The following is a 21,025-nucleotide window of genomic DNA, read 5'->3' as shown; positions in this document are numbered from 1 at the left end:
CGACGGGCCGGGCCTAGAGCCCGGCGACGGCCGCCTGGGCGTGCGTGACGATCGCGGCGAGGCCGGTCCCGGCGACCCAGCCCCCGGTGGTGGCGAGCCCCGGCGTCCGGCCGACGGCGGCCCCCAGGTCGGCCACCGCCGTGCGGTAGGCGGGGGTCGGCGGCGGCAGCGCGCCGTCCCAGCGCTGCAGCAGGTGGTCGACCACGCGGTCCGCGACGGGTACGCCCAGCAGCTCGGCGGCGTCGCGCGCGGCCTCCTCGGCCGTGGGCGGGACCGTGGGCTCGCCGAGCCGGCCGTAGGACAGCCGGACGACGTGCATGCCCTCGCCGGCCGCGGCGCGGACGCGCTCGGCCAGCCACGGCCACTTCGCCGTCGAGTGGGTCATGGCCTTGGCCCGCACCGGCCCGGCGTCGGGGGCGACGAGCATCCCGGAGCCGCGGGGTGCGGCGTCCAGCTCGGGGGCGTCGAGCAGCAGCGTCGCCAGCCAGACGTCCGCACCCTGCTCCGGGACGGGAACCACACCGGTCCACGGCTCCAGCATGGGTGCCACCGTGGGCGTGGCCACCACCAGGCGCTCGGCGATGGTGGTGTGCACCGAGCCGTGGCCGCCCCGGACCTGCGCGGAGGTGGCCCGCGAGCGCACGACCCAGCCGCCGTCGTCGGCCCGCTCGACCCCGACGACCTCGTGGCCCAGGCGCAGCGTGGTGTGGATGGGGCCGGTGGCGTCGGTCGTGGGGGAGTCGGTCCAGTCCTCGGCGCTCGCGGCGATCTGCCCGGCCAGCGCCTCGACCAGCCCGTGCAGGCCGCCGGCGATGCCGCGGACCGCCGAACCCGCCGGCGCGGCGGCCCGCAGGTCGGCCACGGCGCGCGTGAGCGACCCCTCGACGGCGAACCGTTCCCGCAGGCCCGGGGCGACCGCCGCGACGTCCAGGCGGTCCAGCGGGGCGGAGTGGACGCCGGTGGCCACCGGGGCGACGAGCCGGTCGGTGGCACGGGCGCCGAGCCGGGCGCGCACCAGGGTGCCGAGGTCGTCGGCCCCGGCCCCCACGAAGCGGGGCAGCACGCGGTCCAGGGCGGCCCGGGCGACGCCGGGCCAGCCGATGACGCGGCGCACGTCCGACGCCCAGGGCACCGCCGGGATGCCGAGCACCCCGGCGGCGGGCAGCGGGAACGGACGACCCGCGGCGTAGCCCCAGGCGGACAGCGGCGCGGGGGCGACGACCTCGAGGCCGAGCCGGCCGGCGAGGTCGGCCACGGCCGTCCCCCGGGAGGCGAACGACTCGGCACCGAGGTCGACCGGCACCCGCGGCAGGGACTCGAAGGAGCCGCCGCGGATCGGTCCGCCGAGCCGGGGCGAGGACTCCAGGACGACGGTCCGCAGGCCGCGGTCGATGAGCGTGCTGGCCGCGACCAGGCCCCCGATCCCGCCGCCGACGACGACGGCGTCCACCTGCTGGCTCACAGCGAGTGCACGAGCTCGACGACGCGGGTGAGCACCGTCGGGTCGGTGGTCGGCGGGACGCCGTGGCCGAGGTTGACCACGTGCGCCGGTGCCGCGCGCCCGCGGTCGACGACGTCGCGGACGTGCGCCTCCAGCGCGGGCCAGGGGGCGCCGAGCAGCGCCGGGTCGATGTTGCCCTGCAGGGGGACGTCGTCGCCGAGCCGGCCGGCGGCCTCGTCCAGCGGGGTGCGGTAGTCGACGCCGACGGTGCGGTGGGTCAGCCCGGCCGCGACGAGGACGTCGCGCATGGCGGGCAGCAGGTGGCCGGTCGCGGTGCCGAAGTGGATGCCCGGCACGCCCAGGTCGGCGACGTGCCGCAGGGCCCGCGTCGACGACGGCGCCACGTGCGCGACGTAGTCGGCCAGGGACAGCGAGCCCGCCCAGGAGTCGAAGAGCTGCACGGCGCTGGCGCCGGCGAGGATCTGGGCGCGCAGGAACCGGCCGGTGAGGTCCGCGGTCCAGGTGGTCAGGCGCTGCCACGTCTCCGGGTCGGCGTGCATCAGCGTGCGGGCGGCCAGGTGGTCCCGCGAGGGCCGGCCCTCGACGAGGTAGGCGGCGAGGGTGAACGGCGCACCCCCGAACCCGATGAGCGGGGTGGAGCCGGGCCCGTCGGACAGCTCGGCGACCGTGCGCGCGGCGGCCTCGGTGATCGGGGCCAGCGCGGTCTCGTCCAGGTCGCGCGAGACGAGCTCGTCGATGTCGGCGGCCGTCCGGTAGGGGCGGTCCATCACCGGGCCGACGCCGGAGGCGATCTCCACGTCGACGCCCGCGAGCTTCAGGGGCACCACGATGTCGCTGAAGAAGATCGCCGCGTCCACGCCGTGCCGGCGCACCGGCTGCAGCGTGATCTCCGCGGCGAGGTCCGGCCGCAGGCAGGACTCGAGCATCCCGATGCCCTGCCGCACCTCGCGGTACTCGGGCAGGGAGCGCCCGGCCTGGCGCATGAACCAGACGGGGGTGCGCTCCGGCCGGTCACCACGCAGGGCCCTGACCAGGGGGGACGTCGACGTGCGGCCGTCGACCAGGGGATGGGTGGACGGCAGGTTGCTGACGCTCGGCGTGGGGGATGTCACGGTTGACGATTCTGCCCCCACGCCGGGGTGAACTTAAAGTGGAGCCACTGTGGTACTCCTCTCTCTCACCGCCTCCCACCGCGAGCTGGACCTGGACGCGCTCGAGCGCCTCTCGTCCGGCTCGCACTCCGTGGGTCGTGAGGTCGTGGGCAGCTGCCGCCCGGTCCAGGGCGCGGTGGTGATCTCCACCTGCAACCGGTTCGAGCTCTACCTCGACGTGGACGCCCCGCTGGACGGCGACGCCGTGCGGCACGCGACCCACCACGTCGCCGACCTCGTCGCCGCGTCCTCCGGGGTCACGACCGACACCGCGGCCGGGTCGTTCACCGTCCGCACCGGCTCCGAGGTGGCCCAGCACCTGTTCGGGGTCGCCGCCGGGCTGGACTCCATGGTCGTGGGGGAGCGGGAGATCGCCGGTCAGGTGAAGCGCGCGCTGGTGACCGCGCGCGACGACGGGACCACCTCGAAGACCCTCGAGCTGCTCTTCCAGACGGCGTCGCGGACCTCGAAGCGGGTGGGTCACCACACGACGCTCGGCGGGGTCGGGCGGTCGCTCGTGGCGCTGGGCCTGGACCTGGCCGGGGAGACCCTGCCGCCCTACCCCGGGACCCGTGCCGTCATCATCGGCACCGGCGCCTACGCCGGTGCCTCGGTGGCGGCGCTGCGCGCCCGCGGCTGCCACGACGTGCGGGTCTACTCCCGGTCGGGACGGGCGGCGGACTTCGCGGCCTCGCACGACGTCGAGGCCGTCGCCACCGACCTGGAGGCGCTGGTCGAGGCGCTCGAGGACGCCGACGTCGTCGTGTCCTGCTCGGGCGCTCGTGGACGGGCGCTCGACCTGCCCGGCGTGGACGCCCCCGAGGCGTCCCTGGCGTACGTCCTGGACGCCGCCGCGGTGGCACGGGCACGGGAACGGGCGGCGGCGCGGGCCGAGGAGGCCCCGGAGCCGCCGGCGCTGGTGATCCTGGACCTGGCGCTGCACCGCGACGTGGACCCGCGGGTGGCCGACGTCGAGGGCGTGCTGCTGTACGACCTGTCGACCCTGAAGGCGAACGCGCCGGCCACCGACCACGCCGAGCTGGACCGCGCGCGGGACCTGGTCGCGGACGCGGCCGTGCGCTTCGAGGAGACCCGGCTGGGGCGGGCCGCCGACGCCGCGGTCGTCGAGCTGTTCGACGAGGCCGAGCGGCAGGTCGAGCACGAGGTCGCCGTGGAGTCCGCCCGGCTGGTCGAGGAGCTCGCCCCGTTCGGGCAGTCGCCGACGGAGGCCGATCTCGAGGGGATCGCCCGGACCGTGCGCCGTCGCGTGCACACCGAGCTGCACGGTCGCATCGTCGCGGTGCGCGCGACGGCCCTGGCCGACGCCCGGGCCGCCGAGGCCGCCGTGGTCGCCGGCGCGGAGCAGACCCTTCGGGCCTCTCGGGCAACACACCCCTCACGCGCATAGTGCTTTTGTCGGGCGAGTGCGGGGCGCCTCCCGTAGCGTGATCGGCGAGGCCGCAGCGAGCGGTCGACGCACCCGCGGAAGGACGTGCCGGCGATGGACAGCTTCTGGGACTACATCTGGTTCCTCCTCTGGATCTTCCTCTTCATGGCCTACCTGATCGTGCTCTTCCAGATCCTCGCGGACCTGTTCCGTGACCACACCCTCAGCGGCTGGTGGAAGGCGGTCTGGGTCCTCTTCCTGATCTTCGTCCCGCTCCTGACCGCGCTCGTCTACCTCATCGCCCGCGGACGGGGGATGGCCGAGCGCAACCTCGCCGCGGTCAAGGAGTCGAAGGCGGCCACGGACGACTACATCCGCTCGGTGGCGTCGCACCCGGCGCCGGCCGACCAGATCGCGGCCGCGAAGAAGCTCCTGGACGAGGGAGCGATCACCCCGCAGGAGTTCGAGTCGATCAAGGCCAAGGCCCTCTCCTGACGGAGGGTGCGCCGGCCCGCGCCGGTAGGTTGCCCTCATGAGGCTCGGCGTCATCGACATCGGTTCCAACACGGTCCACCTCCTGGTCATGGAGGCGCGACACGGTGCCCGGCCCGTCCCCCAGGCGAGCCACAAGACCACCGTGCGTCTCATGCGCTACCTGGAACCGGACGGGTCGATCTCCGCCGAGGGCGTGGCGGCCCTGCACGGGGCGGTCGGCGACGCCGTGGCGGTGGGGCGTGAGCACGGCATCGAGGCCACGATGGCGCTGGCGACCTCGGCGCTGCGGGACGCGACCAACGGGGCCCGGCTGATCGCCGACCTCTCCGAGCTCGCCGGCGTGCCCGTCGAGGTGCTCGGCGGCGAGGAGGAGGCGCGGCTGACGTTCCTCGCGGCGCGTCGCTGGTACGGCTGGGGCGCGGGCCGGCTGCTGCTGCTGGACATCGGCGGCGGGTCCCTCGAGATCGCCAGCGGCGTCGACGAGGCGCCCGACGTCGCGCTGTCGGTGCCGCTCGGCGCCGGCCGCACGACCCGGGAGTTCCTCTACGAGGAGGACCCGCCCGCCAAGCGCGACGTGGAGCGGCTGCGCAAGCACGCCCGCCGGGTGCTGCAGGACGCGGTCGGCCCGGTCCGGGACGCACCCGCGCCCGACCACGCCGTGGCGACGTCGAAGACGTTCCGGTCCCTGGCACGTCTCGCCGGGATGCCGCGGCAGGTGATGGGCACCGGCGAGCGGTGGCGGATGCGGCAGGAGCACCTGGCCGACTGGGAACCGCGGCTGGCGAAGCTCTCCTCGGGGGACCGCACGGTGCTGCCGGGCATCGGGCCGGGACGTGCACGGCAGATCGTGGCGGGGGCGGTCGTCGCCGAGGAGGCGATGCGTGCCCTGGACGTGGACGAGGTGGAGATCTGCCCGTGGGCGCTGCGCGAGGGAGCGATCCTCCAGCGGCTCGACCACCTCTGACCCGGCGCCACACCCGCTGTGGGCATGAAATCTGCACGCTTCGGGGACTCGAGCGCTGCAGATTTCATGCCCACAGCGGGGGGTCGGAGCTCCAGGGGTGCGCCGGCGCGGGGTAGTCGTCGACCGGCAGGGCCGGGCGCGCGGTCCGCACGCCGGCGTGGGTCACGGTGGTCGACGCCGGCGGCACGGCAGCGGGAGGAGGGTCCGGGTCGCGCCCCGGCGCGTCCAGCAGCCGGGCCGCCGTGCGGGCCAGCGAGACCGACACGTCGCGACCGGACCCGTCCGCAGACCGGTCGACCAGGCCGTCGAGCACCCCGGCGGCCAGCAGGTAGCCGGTGGCGTGGTCGAGTGCCTGGGCGGGCAGCGCCCCCGGCGTGACGCCGTCGGGCGACTCGACCAGAGCGATCCCGGTGGCGGCCTGCACGACGGAGTCGAAGCCCCGTCGGCCGCTCCACGGGCCGTCGGTGCCCCACGCGGAGACCCGGGCGCGAATCACCGACGCGGGCACGCGCAGCCCGAGCGCCTCCAGAGCACCCGGTCGGTACCCGGTGACGAGGACGTCGGCGGCGTCGAGCAGCTCCTGCGCACGCCGGTGGTCGGCACGGTCCCGCAGGTCGAGGACCGTCGTGCGCTTGCCCTGGCCGGTGTCGAGGTGCTGGGCGGCGATCTCGGCGGGCGCCGGCGGGTCGACGCGGAGCACGTCCGCGCCGAGCAGCGCGAGGGTCCGGGTCCCGACGGGGCCGGCGATGACGCGCGTCAGGTCGAGCACCCGCAGCCCGGCCAGAGGCGCGGGCCCGCCACGGGTGCCCGAGGACGTGGCGGCGGGACCGGGGGACCGGGGCTCGACCCGCACCAGGGGTCCGACGGCGGCGGCCCGGCCGGGCGCCGAGGCGCGCCACTCGTCCTCGGAGCGGACCCGCACGACGACCGCCCCGGTGGCGGCGGCGTCGTCCTCGACCTGACGGGCCGAGCACGTCGCGAGCCGGGCGGCCAGGTCGTCGCGCGTGGCGTCGTCGGGCAGGTCGAGCAGCCGCAGCAGCCGGGTCCGGTGGTGGGGGTAGTTCGCGTGCGTGCGGACCCAGCCGTCGGACGTCGCGAAGAACCCCGAGTGCGGGGCGAAGCCGGCGACCGGGTCGCCGTCGATCTGCAGCAGCCGGTCGGAGCCGAACGCGGCGGCGACGCGGGCCGGGTCGAGGGGGTCGTCGACCAGCGGACCGGTCGCCCCGGCGCGACGCGCGGCCGAGCGCAGCACACCGAGCGCGTCCGTGGCCAGGTCGAGCACCGGCAGGGTGGCCGCGAGCCAGGTCATGGTCCGACGGTACCCACCCGCGGCCGACGATTTCACCCGGTCTGTCGTGCCGGGTCGGCGCATGCTGGAGGAGGTGGCGTCCTCATCGCACGGGCCGACGGCGGCCCCCGGGCGTCTCCGCGGCACGAGGGAGTGCGCCATGGTCACCGCTCAGCGAGGGATCGCCAGCTTCTCCGTCAAGGACGTCGGCGAGGCCCGGAGCTTCTACGAGGACGTGCTCGGACTGAAGGCGAAGATCGTCCAGGACGAGATGCTGATCCTCCACCTGCCCGGCGGCACGCCGGTCTTCGTCTACCCGAAGGGCGACGACCACACGCCGGCGTCCTTCACGGTCTTCCACCTCCTGGTCGACGACGTGGACGCGGTGGTCGACGAGCTCGGCTCCCAGGGGGTGACGCCGATCCGCTACGAGGGTTTCGACCACGACGAGCGCGGCGTCGTCCGCGGGTTCATGGAGGGCGGCGACGGCGTCTGGTACGCCGACCCGTCCGGCAACGTCATCGGGTTCGCGGACGGGGACGGAGCGCGGCTGTTCGACGAGCTCGTCGGCTGAGCCGGCTTCTGGTCCGGGGGCGGGGACGGGGCGGATCGGCCGCTTCCCGTTAGGATGCGGCACATGGCCAAGTCCACCGCTGAATTCGTGCTGCGTCCGTTCCAGGGTCTCCCCGGGGAGGCCGACTGGGTGTCGATGCGCGAGATCGTGCCGTCCGCGACCGCCCCCGCCCGGATGACCGCCGAGCACGGCGGCGAGGACGTCGTCGTCGCCACGGTGCTGCCCGGCGGCTGGGCCGCCATGCGCCGCGAGGACGGCACCGTGCTGCTCGGCGTGCAGGGCGTCCTGAACTCGGACGACCTGAGCCGCGACCTGGCGGCAGCCCTGCTGGCCGCGGTGGAGGGTGAGCCGGGGACGGGTGTCCTGCCCGAGCACCTCCAGGTCGCCGCCGACGGCCCGCGCCTCCAAGACGTCCTGGACGACTCCGTCCCGTTCGAGGTCACCGTGCACGAGGGCTACGACTACTGGATCGACTCCTCGGCCGAGATGACCGACGAGATCAGGGCCGGGCTGGACGAGGCCGCCGCCCAGTCGGTCCCCACGGTGAAGCTCGACGGTGTCGACGCCGCCTACTGGTGCCGCATGAGCCGCGAGTTCGTCCGGTGGGCCCGGACCGAGGACGAGGACCGCGTCGTGGACGCCATCGCGCGCCTGCACGCGAAGCGGGACTCCGGCCTGGCCGGGGGCAAGTTCCTCGGCATGTTCCGCGCCTGCGGCCTGGTCGTGCCCGTGTGGGAGCTGCCGCGCGGCACCGAGGCCGACGAGCTGACCGAGCCGGTGCAGGACCTGTCCCGCCGTCTCGAGGAGGCGCTGGCGGTGGAGGAGCCGCTCGACGCCACGCAGCGTCGTGCGCGGGCCGGGATTGTCTCCCGCCAGGTCACCCTGCGCTGATCCACACCGAATTTTCACCCGCTGCGCGCCGCCGCACCGGTCCTCGGTCCTCTGCCTGCCCCTACCGTGGACGTAGGATTCCGAGGGAAGTTCTTTGCACTTCCGCCCGGCCCCTCCGGCCGGGCCCACCGACGACCACGGTCGTGACCACCGCACGAGGCAGGGAGCTGTGAACGCGGAACACGGGGGAACCAGGACGGGCGACGCGAGGGTGCCGACCGGCGGCACCGGCGACGCCGACGGACGGACGCCGGCGCGGCGTCCCAGCATGCCCGTGGCGAAGACCCCTCGCCCACCCCGGACGCGTGACGGTCGCAGCACCCAGCGCGTCGCCGTGATCGTGCCCGCCAAGGACGAGGAGGAGCGCATCGCGGCGACGGTGCGCTCCGCGCGCGCCATCCCGCACGTCGACCTGGTGCTCGTGGTGGACGACGGTTCCGAGGACGACACCCAGCACGTGGCGCGGGAGGCCGGCGCCGTCGTCGTGCGGCACTCGCACAACCGCGGCAAGGCGGCCGCGATGGAGACCGGCGCGGCGGTCGTGGCCATGCGTGACGCCGACGGCCGGGCACCGCGTCTCCTGCTCTTCATCGACGGCGACCTGGGTGACACCGCGGTCAACACCGCACCCCTGGTCTCCCCGGTCCGCGAGGGTGTCGCCGACCTGGCCATCGCCCTGCTGCCCCGGCAGCAGGGCGCGGGCGGCCGGGGCATCGTCGTCGGTGCCGCGCGTCGCGCGATCCAGCGCCTCGCGGGGTGGAGCCCCACGCAGCCGCTGTCCGGCATGCGGTGCCTGACCCGGGACGCGTTCGAGGCCGCGACACCCCTCGCCCACGGCTGGGGCGTCGAGACCGGGATGACGATCGACCTCCTGCGGGCCGGCTACGTGGCCGTCGAGGTGCCCTGCGACCTGCGCCACCGGGCCTCGTCCAACGACCTGGCGGGCCAGCTCCACCGCGCCGGGCAGTACCGGGACGTCATGGCGGCCGTGGGGGCCCGGCAGGTCCGTCGGGCCGTGGACGCGATGGGACGTCGCGTCACCCGCTGATCCCCGGCGTGCTCAGGGGGTGACGATCGCGAAGTCCGGGTCGCCCGGGTCGAGCACGGCGGCCAGGCGCCTCAGCACGCCCTCGTCGCCGGTGACCTCGACACCGGCCGCCGCGAGCGCGTCCGGTGCGGGGTCGGCGGCGAGCGCCGGCAGTGCCGCCTGCGTCGTGGTGAGGCGGACGTCGGCGTCCCCGTGCCGCGCCGCGGTGCTGTGGGTGAGCACGCCGTGGGCCAGGCGCACCCGGTAGCGGCTGCCGGTGTCGGTGAGGACGACGTCGAGCGTGAGGTGCTCGTCCCAGGCGCGGGGGCCGTCCACCCGGACGGCGAGCGCGTCGAACAGCATCTCCGGGGTCAGGTGGGCGACGACGTCGGTGGCGGCCGTCGTGATCGGGGTCCCGAACGGCCCCTCGCGCAGCTCGGTGGCGCCGGAGAGGTAGAAGTTGCGCCACGTGCCGTTCTCGGCGCCGTAGCCGAGCTGCTCGTACGTGTCGGCCAGGAGCTCGCGGGCCGCGACGTGGTCCGGTTCCGCGAAGACCACGTGGTTGGCGAGCTCGGCCGCCCACCGCAGGTCGCCGTCGTCGACGGCGGCCTGCGCGGCGGCGACGACGGCGTCGGCACCGCCCCCCAGCGCGACGTAGCGCCGGGCGCGCTCGACGGGCGGGTGCTCCCACAGGTGGGCCGGGTTGCCGTCGAACCATCCCAGGTAGCGCTGGTAGATCGCCTTCACGTTGTGGTTGACCGACCCGTAGTAGCCCCGGGCGTTCCAGGCGTTCTCGAGCACGGGCGGGAGCTGGAACCGCTCGGCGATCTCGGGACCGGTGAGCCCTTGGTTCATCATCCGCACCGTCTGGTCGTGCAGGTAGGCGTACAGGTCGCGCTGGTTCTCCAGGAAGCTCACGGCACGGTCGCGTCCCCACGTGGGCCAGTGGTGCGAGGAGAAGACGACCTCGAGGTCCGCGCCGAACAGGTCGATGGTCCGGGTCAGGCACTTCGCCCACGCGTTCGGGTCACGGACCAGCGCGCCGCGCAGCGTGAGCAGGTTGTGCAGGGTGTGCGTGGCGTCCTCGGCGGCGCACAGCGCGCGGTGGTCGGGGAAGTAGAACAGCATCTCCGACGGCGCCTCGGTGTCCGGGGCCATCTGGAAGACGATCCGCACGCCGTCGACGGTCTCCTCCTGGCCCGTCGTCGTGACGTCGATCGTCGGGGGGATGAGGGTGACGGTGCCGGTGGACGTCGTCTGCCCGAGCCCGGCCCCGACCTGTCCCCGCGGCCCGCGGGAGAGAGCCGCGCCGTACATGTAGCCCGCGCGACGGCTCATGGCCGTCCCGGCGTACACGTTCTCGGCGACGGCGTGCTCGACGAAACCTTCCGGGGCGAGGACCGGCACCCGGCCGGCGTCGACCTCCTCCTGGGTGGTCACGCCCTTCACGCCGCCGAAGTGGTCGACGTGGGAGTGGGAGTAGATGACGCCCGTGACCGGCCGGTCGCCCCGGTGCTCCCGGTACAGCGCGAGGGCGGCCGCCGCCGTCTCGGTGGAGATCAGCGGGTCGACGACGATCACGCCGGTCGCGCCCTCGACGAACGTGACGTTCGACAGGTCGAGACCGCGGACCTGGTAGATGCCCTCGACCACCTCGAACAGCCCCTGCTCGGCGACGAGCCGGGACTGCCGCCACAGGCTCGGGTTCACCGTGTCGGGGGCGTCCCCCTCGAGGAACGCGTACGTGTCGGTCTCCCAGACGACGGTGCCGTCGCCGGTCGTGACGGCGCTCGGCGTCCGCCGGGCGACCAGGCCGCGCCGGGCGTCCTCGAAGTCCTGGGTGTCGTCGAAGGGGAGGGTCGCGAGCAGGTGCTGCTGCTGGGCGGAGACGGTCGGGGCCGCGGGCTTCGGCGGGGTCGTCATGGACCCCAGCCTCACCCGGCCAGGACCGCCACGCCCGGCGAGGCGCGCGCCGGGCCGGGCGGTGGCACACGGCCTGGCGGTCCGCCGCGGTCAGGCGGCGGTGCTGAAGTCGTGCCGCTGCCGGCGGGCAGCGCGCACGACCGTCCGTTCGGGGACGGCGGCGTCGGCCTCGACGTCGGCTCCGGGCTCCAGGACGGCGTCCTCGCCGAGCTGGGCGTAGGCGCCCACGCGGGCGTCGTCACCCACGACGCTGCGTGGTCCGACGTGGACGCACTGGCCCACGCGCGCACGGGTGCCGACGACGGCGTCGACGTCGATCCAGCTGAACCGACCGATCCGGGCACCGGCAGCGACCCGAGCACCGGCCTCGACGTAGGCACCCGCCTCGACCCGCGCCTCCGGGTGGACGGACGCGTGGGGGGAGACGTAGCCCTGGCCGTTGTCGTGTCGGACGTACCGCGTGACGTTGCCCGCGTCGTCTTCGATCTCGACCTTCCGGGGGATGCGTCGCACAACTCTCCTTGGCTGATGGTCTTGTTCCACTTTGCACAACGTTCGTGCGTCGGCCAGGATTCCTGGTCCCACCCCTCGGACGCCAACTGACGTCATGGTGGTCTACCCGGTGTTCGCCCGAGGACCCCCGCGCGGATGCACGGCGGCCCCGGTCACCCGCTGGGGTGACCGGGGCCGCCGTGGTCGACGAGCGTGCTCAGTAGCGGAAGCTGGTGAGGAACTCGAAGCTGTCCTCCGCGAACTCCGGCGTCGACGGCGCGCCGTCCCGCTCCACGACGTAGAGCTTCACCTTGCCGTGGGCGGCCCGCAGGATCGGGCCCCACTCCATGTCGCCCTCGCCGACGTCGCCGGGGATGCCCCGCTCGTCGCCGTTGAGGTCGCCGTCCTTGATGTGCAGCAGCTCGACACGGTCGCCGTGCTCCTCCAGCAGCTCGACCACGTCGGCGCCCGCGTCAGCCGCCCAGAAGGTGTCGAGCTGGAAGGTCACGTACCGCGGGTCGGTGTTCTCGACCAGGACCTCCCAGGCGCTCTTCGTCTCGCCGGTCTCCGGGTCCTCGAACGTGGTCGTGAACTCCCACTGGTGGTTGTGCCCGAAGATCTTGCCGGTGCCGTTCTTGACCGACCGTTCGCCGAGGCGGTCCATGGCGGCCGCGGTCTCGAGGACGTCCTCGTAGGTGCTGGACCCGTCCCGGGCGATGCCGGGACCGGGCCAGCCGCCCGAGCCGACGTATCGCTGCCCGAGGTCCTTGGCGTTCTCCAGTGCCGCGTCGAAGCTGGCCTCGGACACGTTGCCGTGCGTGGTCGGCGCCGACATCCCGCGCTCGCGGAGCTCGACGCGGAGCTCGGCGGCGGTGTTGCCGCCGTAGAAGACGCTGCCCGGGGAGCTGAACGGTTCGACGTTGCGGTACCCGATCTCCTCGAGCTCGTCGACGACCGTGTCGAAGCCGTCGGAGAGCGTCCAGCCGAGGTAGCTGAACAGCTGGATCGAGATCTTCTCGGCCGGGACGGTCCGGCCCTGGCCCTGGCCGGGGGCTTCGTCGCCGTGCGGGTGCTCGGGGACGGCGCTGGCGGTCCCCGCGCCGAACAGACCGGCGGTGAGCATGGCGGCGGCGGTGGTGGTCGCGAGGACGCGACGGGTCTTGTGCGTGGTCACTGCGGTTCCTCCTCGGGTGGGCAGCGTCGGTGCTGCACGGGGTGGATCGACGGGCGGCTGCTCCGCCGCCCGGGGTGGTGGGGCGGGACCGTCGCGGCCCCGCCCCACCGTGCTCGGGCGAGCAGGTCAGCCGAGCTCGGCGACGAGCGCCTCGGCGTCGCGGGTCAGCACCTCCTCGTCGGTGGCGTCGGCGAACCGCTGGTACGCGGCCGCCGCCTTGGCGGCCCGGCCGGCGTCGGCGTGCCGCTCGGCCTGGTCCAGGAAGGCCTGGAGCCGGGCCGACTCGTCGGTCGAGAGCTCGCCGGCCTCCTCGAGGCGCTCGAGGTGCGCCGCGATGTCGTCGGCCGAGGTGGTGACGGTGAAGCCGACCGTCGCCCCGGTCGTGTTGCCGGCCTCGTCGGTCGCGGTCGCGACGATCTCGTGCTCGCCGAGGTCGAGCGTCCACAGCTCGATCTCGCCGGCCTCGATCTCCTCGCCGTCGAGCGCCAGGCTCCACGAGGCGACGCCGGAGGTGGCGTCCGTGGCCTCGGCACCCAGGTCGAGGACCTGGGAGGAGCCGAGCTCGTCACCGTCGGCCACACCGGTCACCGCGACCTCGGGGGCCGTGGTGTCGATGGACACGGTCACCTCGCCGACCTCGGAGACGTTGCCCCCGCTGTCGATGACGCGGTACTGCAGCTCGTGCACGCCGGCGGAGTCGAGCGTGACGGGCTGGATGCCGAACCAGCGGTGCCGGATGGACTCCCAGGTCTCACCGCCGTCGTCGGAGACCTCGGCGTCGGCGACCTCGCCGTCGTCCGTGCCGTTGATCGACACCTCGACCTCACCGGTGTACCAGCCGTTGTCGCCGGTCGGCTCGGCCGGGTCGAGCGAGTGGTTGGCCTCGGGCGGGGTGACGTCGCTGACGCCCGGGCCGTCGAAGGCCAGGGTGTCGAGCTCGACGCCGCCGGTGGAGGTGACGAACAGCTCGCCGGTGCCCTCCGGGAACGCGGTCACGTCCGCGGCCACCGTGGACCAGCCGGCCGAGTCGAGGTCGGCCGTGGCGAAGGGCTCGGCGTCGGCCGCGCCCCAGCGGAGCTCGATGGTGCCGGTCCCGGCACCGGTGACGTCGACGCCGTCGATCCCGGTGAAGTTCACCGGCTCCCAGGCGAGGTGGTCACCGGCGTCGAACGAGGCGACCTTGGCCAGACCGCCCGCGGTGTCGTCGCCGACGACCTCCACGCCGGAGAGGGTGTCGGCGTGCTCGGCCTCCTGGGTGAAGGTGTTGAGCAGCAGCGAGACCTCGTCCACGGCCGGCGGGATGTCCCCGTTGCCCTGGTCGGTGTAGTTCGCCACGACGACGGCGTAGAGCTTCTCCGTCTCGCCGTGCTCCGGCGCGTCGGCCGGGGTGACCCAGGCGCCGGAGCAGCCGCTGCCGAGCACCTCGGGGTGCGCGTGGGTGTCGTGACCCAGGCCCAGCGTCCAGGACAGGTTCGAGCACACGGTCTCGTCGCCGTCCTCCGGGTCGGAGGTGGAGAACCCGTACGGCACGGCGTCGCCCCAGGCGAAGAACCCGCCGTCGGCCGGGTAGTCGGCGGTCAGCGTGGGTGCCACGTTGCCGACCGTGACGAGCTCGGAGGTCAGGCCGATGCGGCCGCCGGGGTCGGTGACCCGCAGGCGCACGGTGTACTGGCCGAGCTCGTCGTAGGTCGTGGTGACCTGCTCGCCGTTCTCGTCGAAGGTGCCGTCACCGTCGAGGTCCCACTCGTAGGTGAGCGCCCCGCCCTCGGGGTCGCTGGACCCCGAGCCGTCGAGGGTCACCGTCAGCGGGGCCTCGGAGGAGGAGATCGGGTCGGCGTCGATGACCGCCGTGGGGGCCTTGTTGCCCTCGGCGTAGTCGACGCGGTACAGGCCCGCCTCCGGGTTCTGCCGGAAGAAGCCGTTGCCGTAGTCGAGGATGTAGAGCGAGCCGTCGGGGCCGAACTCCATGTCGATCGGGCCGTCGGTGATGGCCTGCACGTTGTCGGTCAGCGCGGCGTTGGGCAGCACGTGCTCGACGTGGGTGACGGGGCCGTCACGGTCGGGGATGGTCAGCCCGGCGATGTAGTCCTGGGAGAACTCGTAGAAGAACGCCGTGCCGTCCCAGTACTCCGGCCACTGGGTCTCGGGACCCTCCGGGTCGAAGGCGAACGTCGGGCCGCCCATCGGGCCCTGGCCGCCCTGCGGGTCGAACTCGACGAACTCGTCGAACGGCTGGTCGCCGGGGTCGTCGCCGTAGTAGACCTGCGGCGCCGTCGCCGGCGGGACGACGTCGAGGCCCGTGTTCCAGGTGGAGCTGTTCTCCGCGCCGGCCTCGCAGTCGAACCACGGTCCCGGGGTGGCGGTCTCGAAGTCCCACTCGTTGTAGTTGGCGTTGGGCCCGTGGCAGTACGGCCACCCGCCGTTGAGCGCGGTCGTCGTGCTCTGCCACTCCACGTAGCCCATCGGGCCGCGCTCGTCGCTGGCGACGCCGGAGTCGGGGCCGTAGTCGCCCCAGCTCACCGCGCCGGTGACGTCGTCGACGTCGATCCGGAACGGGTTGCGCAGACCCATGACGAAGATCTCGGGGCGGGTGTTCTCCGTCCCGGGCGGGAAGAGGTTGCCCTCGGGGATCGTGTAGCTGCCGTCGGCCTCGGGGTGGATCCGCAGGATCGCACCGCGCAGGTCGTTGGTGCTGCCGGCGCCGCGCCGCGCGTCGAACCCGGGGTTCATGCCGGGGGCGTTGTTGTTGGGGGCGAAGCCGTTGGAGCCCGGGGTGCTCGCGGGGGTGTTGTCACCGGTGGACAGGTAGACGTTGCCCTCGGCGTCGAAGTCGATGTCACCGCCGACGTGGCAGCACTGCCCGCGCTGCACCTCGACCTGGAGCAGGTTCTGCTCGGTGGACATGTCCAGGGCGCCGGCCGCGGCGTCCCACTGCACGCGGGAGAGCTGGTTGTAGCCCTTCCACTGGTCCCAGTAGGACTCGTCCGCACCGTCGGGCAGCTGGTTGGGCGCCGACCCCGACGGGGTCGTCGTGGGGTAGTCCTCGCCCTCCATGACGCGGGGTGCGTAGTACAGGTAGACCCAGCCGGACTCGGCGAAGTCGGGGGCCAGGGCGATGCCCTGCATGCCGTCCTCGGAGTTGGCGTAGACGTCGACGGTGTTGACCACCGCGGTGACGCCCGTGCTGGGGTCGGTGTGCCGGATCGCGCCGTCGCGGGCGGTGTGCAGCACCGACCCGTCGGGCATGACCGCCATGCCGATGGGCTCACCGGTGTTCTCGGTGAGCAGGATCTTCTCGTAGTTGGACCAGTCGAGCGCCGCCTCGGCGCCCTCCTCGGAGCCGTGGTCGACGCCGTCGTGGGCCGACGCCGTCGCCGCTGCGATCGGCAGTGCCAGCGCGGCGGTCGCCACCGCCGCGAGAGCACGTGAACGCATAGAATGGGTCATCGCACTTGCCTTCCTGGATGTAGTGCGTGAGAGCCCCGTCGATGTCCCCGTCGCCGCTACGACGGACCCGGACAGGCGGGGTTTCTCATTCCGTGGTGTGGTGCGCCGGCCTCCCCTCGTGCTCGTCGCGGGGGCCGTGGCACGGCGCGGACGGCGTCAGGGACGGCGTCGGGCCTGCTCCGGGGGGCGGGTGGACCGCCCGCTGGCGCGGCTCCTGTGCCGCGCGGTCGTCAATGACCATGGCCCGAACCTAGGGGCACTTATGGCGACTGTCAACCAAAAGGTGTGAGTTAGTTGACAGACATCTGTCGAGAATCGTCGGTGCGGAGCACGAGCAGGCCGATCAGCGGCACGGCGGGGAACAGCATGATCGTCACGACACGGATGCCGTAGTCGTTCGCCAGCGCCCCGCCCACGCCCGCGATGAGCAGCGCCACCAGGACGGGGCGCAGCAACGGCCAGGAGTCCTCGGCCCGTCGGAGCCAGCCGGCGGGGAAGCGGGGGCCGGCCCACAGCGCCGCCACGACACCCAGCAGGACGGCCAGCGACAGCCACGCGGGCGGGCCGCCGTCCAGCGAGCCGACGGCGTAGCCCGCCTTGCGCCACACGGTCTCGAAGGCCGTGCCGTCCACGACGGACTGGACGAACGCGCCCAGGTGCGAGCGTTCGGCGGGCGGGCGCAGCCAGTCCAGGACACCGATGACGGCCACGAGGAGCACGCCCGCGCCTCCCGCGAGCGCCAGCCGCCGCCAGGTCAGGCGCGCCCCCAGGACGGCCAGGACCACCACGGCGAACACGGGGACGAGCACCAGCCCGCCGCCGACGTCGACGCCGAACGTCGGCCACACGGTCACCACGAGCGCCACCAGGCCCACGAGGCCCGCGACGACGGCGCCGGGGACCCGGCCCCAGCGACGAGCCACGACCGTCGCGAGCCCCGCGGCGCAGAGCACCGCCGCGACCGCGTACACCGAGTACGTCGGGTTGCCGAACCCGTAGAACCGGCCGCCGAGCGTGGGCGCCGCCCCGAGCGGGCTGCCGCGGTGCAGCGGCGTGCCGAGCACCGCGTCCAGGCTGAGCACGAGGAAGGTCACGGTCGCCAGCACGGCGGTCCCGGCCCAGGCGGGGCGGCGCGGCGCCAGCGTCCCGACCAGGGCCACCAGGACCGTGCCTCCGGCGAGGGCCAGCCACAGGCCGGTCTGCGGGTCCGGCATCCGCCACCACGACCAGGTGGTCATGAGGAACGAGGCGGCGGGCATGGCGGCGCAGACCAGCAGCACCGTCTCCAGGGTCCGGGTCCAGACCCGGACGGCGCGGGGCGAGGACCGGCGCCGGAGCTGCGGCAGGACGAGCACCACCAGGGCGAAGGCGACCAGCGCGACGTACGTCGGCACCCCGGTCACGGCGCCGGTGACCTCGCGCAGGCCGTGGTCGCGCTCGGTCAGGGAGGACAGGTCGCGCACGGTGGCGCCGGTGCCGCTCGGCCGCTGCGCGCTGAGGGTGACGGGGGCGCCGGAGAAGTCGGCCGGCGGTGCCAGGTCGAAGTTCGCCACGAGGGTCGGGGGCAGGTCGAGCAGCCGCACGACGCCGACCCAGCGGGTGGCCGACGACGCCAGGTAGGACGGCGCGGCGTCGGTGTGGGTGCGGGCGACGCCGACGCCGAGCGCCGGCCGGGTGGGCGAGGGGTTGCCCATGTCGGTGACCAGCACGGTGACGTCCTGCGGTGCCGCCGCCAGCACGCGGCGCACGGTCGCGTCGACGGCTCGCAGCGCGTCGTCCCGCTCGGGCCCGGAGCCCGTGGCGCCCTCGGGCACCGGCCGCGCGTCCGACCCCTCGCCCGTCGGGTGGTACGGGGCGGAACCGGCGTCCACGACGGTGACCGGGCAGGCGAAGGCCTCCTCGGGGTCGTCGAGAGCGTCCTCCAGGGTGCGGTAGCGCTCGACGGCCCCGTCCCCGTCGGCCAGCGTCAGGGCGGCGGCGGGGCCGACCGCGGTCGCGCACACGTCCCCGGCGGCGAGGGTCTCGCCCAGCACGCCCGGGTGCGGGTTGAACTCGGAGGCGCTCTGGCGGGCCTCGAGGTCGTCCCAGCCGTCGACGACGGCCCCGGCGCCGTCGGCGGTGACACCCCAGTCGGTGCAGCGCCAGACGTCGCCCTCGGTGGCGCCGGTGACCGTGCTGCGCCCGGCCGACAGGCTCAGCCAGCCGGCGGACCGGCAGTCGCCGGAGGCGCCGGTCACCGTCGTGGTCATCCCGCCGGCGCTCGCGCCGTCACGCAGCAGCCCCCACAGGGTCGGGGTGCGGGTGGGGGAGACGTCCTGCCAGCGCAGGCCGTCGGTGCCGACGATCACGACCGGCTCGCCGTCGGCCAGCAGGACGTCGCCACCGGCGGTCACGTCGCCGGCGTGCGCCATGCCCCCGGCGGGGACCGCGGCACCCCCGAGCTGCAGCGCGACGACCACCCCCGCGGCGACGCCCAGGATCCGGCGCCCGGTCCCGCGGTCGGCGTGCTCCGGCGCGACGGGCGGGGTCAGCGCGGCCTCGAGGCGCCCGGCGAGCAGCAGCGGGGTGCCGATCAGCAGCACGTACATCGCCACCACGACGCCGGAGTCGTTGACCGCCGTGCCGACGACGCCGACCGTCACGATCGCGACCACGGCGCGACGCAGCAGCGGGTCGCGGTCGTACGCGGCGGTCAGGCCGTCGAGCCGGGCGCGACGCGGGTCCAGCACCGCCCACGCGGCGGCCGCGCAGACCACGGCGGCGAACGCGCCGGCGGGGTTCGCGACCGTCGCCCAGGCACCGGCCGCCTTGCCCGCGACCACCGACAGCGCGCTGCCGTCGAGCACGGAGTCCACGAACCCGCCCAGGTGGGTGGCCGGCGGCAGGGCCCAGTCCAGGACGGCGATCACCGCGACGACCAGCGCGGCGCCGAGCAGCACCAGGAGCGCCCGCCGCCAGGTCAGGCGGATCCCCGCGACGCCGAGCACCAGCACCGCGAAGGCGGGCACGAGCGCGAGGATGCCGCCCAGGTCCGCACCGAACGGCGGCAGCCCGTCCACCAGCACGGTGACCGTGCCGACGGCACCCGCGACCCAGGCCTGCGTGCGGCGTGCCGCACCGCGGTCGCGCAGCAGCGCGGCGAGCCCGGCGGCGAGCACCAGTCCGGCCACCGCGTACACGGCGAACACCGAGTTGGAGAACCCGTAGAAGCGTGCGCCGAGGGAGGGGGCGGGACCGAGCAGCGACCCCTGCTGCAGCGTCGTGCCGGTCAGCCCGTCGATCGTCAGCACGAGCCACGTCGCCGCGGCGAGGGTCGTCGGGAGGCGCCACGGGGAGCGGGGCAGCAGCACCCGGACCCACCAGGCGCCCAGCGCCACGGCCAGCGCGGAGACGCCGACGGCGAGGCAGAGCACCGTGACGGGCACGGGCCACACCCACCAGCGGGCCAGGGTGGCCAGCGTGGCGGCCGCGGGCAGGCACGCCACCACGGTCAGCACGGCGAGCGCCGTCCGGGTGCGCCAGGGGTCCCGGGGGGTCCCGGCGCCCTCCGCACGCCGTCGGGCCAGCAGCAGGCCCGTCACCACGCCGATCACCCCGAGGGCCAGCACGCCGACCAGCACGGGGGTCATGCGGGGCAGGGTCTCGGTGAGCACCGAGAGGTACTGGCGGTTCTCGACGGTGCGGGAGACGGACGACCGGCGGTCCTCGCCCCGTTCCAGGGCGGACCCGGTGAACGCCGACCTCAGCTCGGCGAGCCGGCTGTCGGGGTCCTCCTCCGCCGCGGCGAGCTCCGCGGGGTCGGCCTCGGTCAGCAGGGCGTCGGCCAGCGTGGCCGACAGGTCGCCCGAGACCACCACACCGGGCCACCGGGACGACGTCGAGGTCAACCAGGTCGCCCCGCCGCCGGGGCGGGTCCAGTCGACCACGACCTGCAGGTCCGCCGGGCCCAGCGGGGTGTCGGCCAGGCCGGCGACGACGAGCCGCCCCCCGGCCGGCAGCAGACCGGCGATCCGGCCGACCGCGGCGTCGACGGCGGACACCGCGTCCGTCCGCTCGGTCGCGGCGTCCGGGAGCTCGCCGAGGTCGACGACGGTCACCGGGCAGGCGGTCAGGTCCTCGGCCTCGAGGTCGTCGGAGCTCGACAGGAAGCGGCCGACCTGCCCCGACCGGTCCGCCGTCGCCAGCGCGGCGCCCGGGCCGACCGCCGTCGTGCAGGTCCCGACGGTGTCGGCGAGCCGGCCGAGCGTGCCGGGTCGGGCAGCGGGGGAGGCCAGGGCCTCCTCGGCGACCAGCGCGTCCCAGCCGGGGACCTGGACCGTGGTCGGGGTGTCGGCGGCGGGGAGCGTCGGCAGCGGGGGGCAGGGCTGCTCGGGCTCCTCGGCGGACTCCCCGTCGCCGTCGGCGCCGGCGTCCTCCTCGCGGGGGTCCTGCGCGGCGTCGGTGACGACCCGGCTGCCCGCGGACAGCGACAACCAGGCGTCCCGGGGACAGGTCGGGGTCAGGGTGCGCACCGACACCGAGGCCACCGACCCGCCGCCCACGAGGCGCCACAGGTTCGGGGTGCGGGCGGCGTCGATGTCCGTCCACTGCAGGCCGGCGACCCCGACCAGCACGAGCGGGGTGTCGGTCGGGGCCGTGGACTCCTCGGCCTGCGCGCTCGTCGGCAGGACGACGGCCGCGGCGGTGACCAGGAGCGCCACGGCCGCGACGACGAGTCGGACGAGGGGACGCACCCCGTCAGCCTAAGCGG

The 21,025-nt window shown here is 74.8% G+C and carries 14 protein-coding genes; 6 read left to right on the top strand and 8 right to left on the bottom strand.

Features of this window, described 5'->3' with window-relative positions:
* Positions 1-13: 13 nt before the first annotated feature.
* Together Q6349_RS14355 and hemE are read right to left on the bottom strand one after the other, a co-directional pair.
* Positions 14-1,462, bottom strand: coding sequence for an NAD(P)/FAD-dependent oxidoreductase (locus Q6349_RS14355; RefSeq protein ID WP_304604665.1), 1,449 nt, complete (start codon positions 1,460-1,462; stop codon positions 14-16).
* Positions 1,459-2,574 carry a uroporphyrinogen decarboxylase gene (gene hemE, locus Q6349_RS14350; RefSeq protein ID WP_304604664.1) on the bottom strand — a complete coding sequence of 372 codons (1,116 nt, stop codon included), beginning with the start codon at positions 2,572-2,574 and terminating at the stop codon, positions 1,459-1,461. The genes Q6349_RS14355 and hemE overlap by 4 nt, the downstream gene beginning before the upstream one ends.
* 49 nt (positions 2,575-2,623) lie before the next feature.
* Between hemE and Q6349_RS14345 the strand changes: the two genes are divergently transcribed.
* The 3 genes from Q6349_RS14345 (at position 2,624) to Q6349_RS14335 (ending at position 5,459) form a co-directional block, all read left to right on the top strand.
* Entirely contained in the window at positions 2,624-4,021 is a 1,398-nt protein-coding gene (locus tag Q6349_RS14345; RefSeq protein ID WP_304604663.1) for a glutamyl-tRNA reductase, read from the top strand.
* 93 nt (positions 4,022-4,114) lie between these two features.
* Positions 4,115-4,495, top strand: a complete 381-nt coding sequence (locus Q6349_RS14340; protein WP_171245917.1) for an SHOCT domain-containing protein — start codon at positions 4,115-4,117, stop codon at positions 4,493-4,495.
* A gap of 37 nt (positions 4,496-4,532) precedes the next feature.
* Entirely contained in the window at positions 4,533-5,459 is a 927-nt protein-coding gene (locus Q6349_RS14335) for a Ppx/GppA family phosphatase (RefSeq protein WP_171245916.1), read from the top strand.
* Between the two features lie 64 nt (positions 5,460-5,523).
* On the opposite strand, the gene Q6349_RS14330 is transcribed toward Q6349_RS14335, so the two are convergent.
* Positions 5,524-6,768, bottom strand: coding sequence for a CoA transferase (locus Q6349_RS14330; protein WP_304604662.1), 1,245 nt, complete (start codon positions 6,766-6,768; stop codon positions 5,524-5,526).
* Between the two features lie 139 nt (positions 6,769-6,907).
* On the opposite strand from Q6349_RS14330, the gene Q6349_RS14325 reads away from it, so the two are divergent.
* The 3 genes from Q6349_RS14325 (at position 6,908) to Q6349_RS14315 (ending at position 9,260) form a co-directional block, all read left to right on the top strand.
* Positions 6,908-7,321, top strand: coding sequence for a VOC family protein (locus Q6349_RS14325; protein WP_304604661.1), 414 nt, complete (start codon positions 6,908-6,910; stop codon positions 7,319-7,321).
* Between the two features lie 63 nt (positions 7,322-7,384).
* A complete protein-coding gene (locus Q6349_RS14320; RefSeq protein ID WP_304604660.1) occupies positions 7,385-8,212 on the top strand; it encodes a DUF5926 family protein in 828 nt (275 codons plus the stop codon).
* A gap of 268 nt (positions 8,213-8,480) precedes the next feature.
* Positions 8,481-9,260: a glycosyltransferase family 2 protein gene (locus Q6349_RS14315; protein WP_304604659.1), complete on the top strand. Its 780-nt coding sequence runs from the start codon at positions 8,481-8,483 to the stop codon at positions 9,258-9,260.
* 12 nt (positions 9,261-9,272) lie between these two features.
* Here the strand turns inward: Q6349_RS14315 and Q6349_RS14310 are convergent, their stop codons facing one another.
* The 5 genes from Q6349_RS14310 to Q6349_RS14290 all read right to left on the bottom strand — a co-directional run bounded on the left by Q6349_RS14310 (position 9,273) and on the right by Q6349_RS14290 (position 21,008).
* Positions 9,273-11,162 (bottom strand): alkyl/aryl-sulfatase, encoded by a 1,890-nt coding sequence (locus Q6349_RS14310; RefSeq protein WP_304604658.1) that lies wholly within the window; start codon positions 11,160-11,162, stop codon positions 9,273-9,275.
* Positions 11,163-11,252: 90 nt separating this feature from the next.
* Positions 11,253-11,675: a transferase gene (locus Q6349_RS14305; RefSeq protein ID WP_304604657.1), complete on the bottom strand. Its 423-nt coding sequence runs from the start codon at positions 11,673-11,675 to the stop codon at positions 11,253-11,255.
* A 196-nt stretch (positions 11,676-11,871) separates the two neighbouring features.
* Positions 11,872-12,828 (bottom strand): sugar phosphate isomerase/epimerase, encoded by a 957-nt coding sequence (locus tag Q6349_RS14300; RefSeq protein ID WP_304604656.1) that lies wholly within the window; start codon positions 12,826-12,828, stop codon positions 11,872-11,874.
* A gap of 126 nt (positions 12,829-12,954) precedes the next feature.
* Entirely contained in the window at positions 12,955-16,263 is a 3,309-nt protein-coding gene (locus Q6349_RS14295; protein WP_304604655.1) for a PQQ-dependent sugar dehydrogenase, read from the bottom strand.
* A 302-nt stretch (positions 16,264-16,565) separates the two neighbouring features.
* Positions 16,566-21,008 carry a hypothetical protein gene (locus Q6349_RS14290; protein ID WP_304604654.1) on the bottom strand — a complete coding sequence of 1,481 codons (4,443 nt, stop codon included), beginning with the start codon at positions 21,006-21,008 and terminating at the stop codon, positions 16,566-16,568.
* Positions 21,009-21,025 lie beyond the last annotated feature (17 nt).

The sequence above is a fragment of the Isoptericola sp. 178 genome (assembly GCF_030586525.1).
GTDB classification, from domain to species: Bacteria; Actinomycetota; Actinomycetes; order Actinomycetales; family Cellulomonadaceae; genus Isoptericola; species Isoptericola sediminis.
Note: the sequence above shows the minus strand (reverse complement) of the source record. Positions and strands in the feature narration are given on the sequence as shown.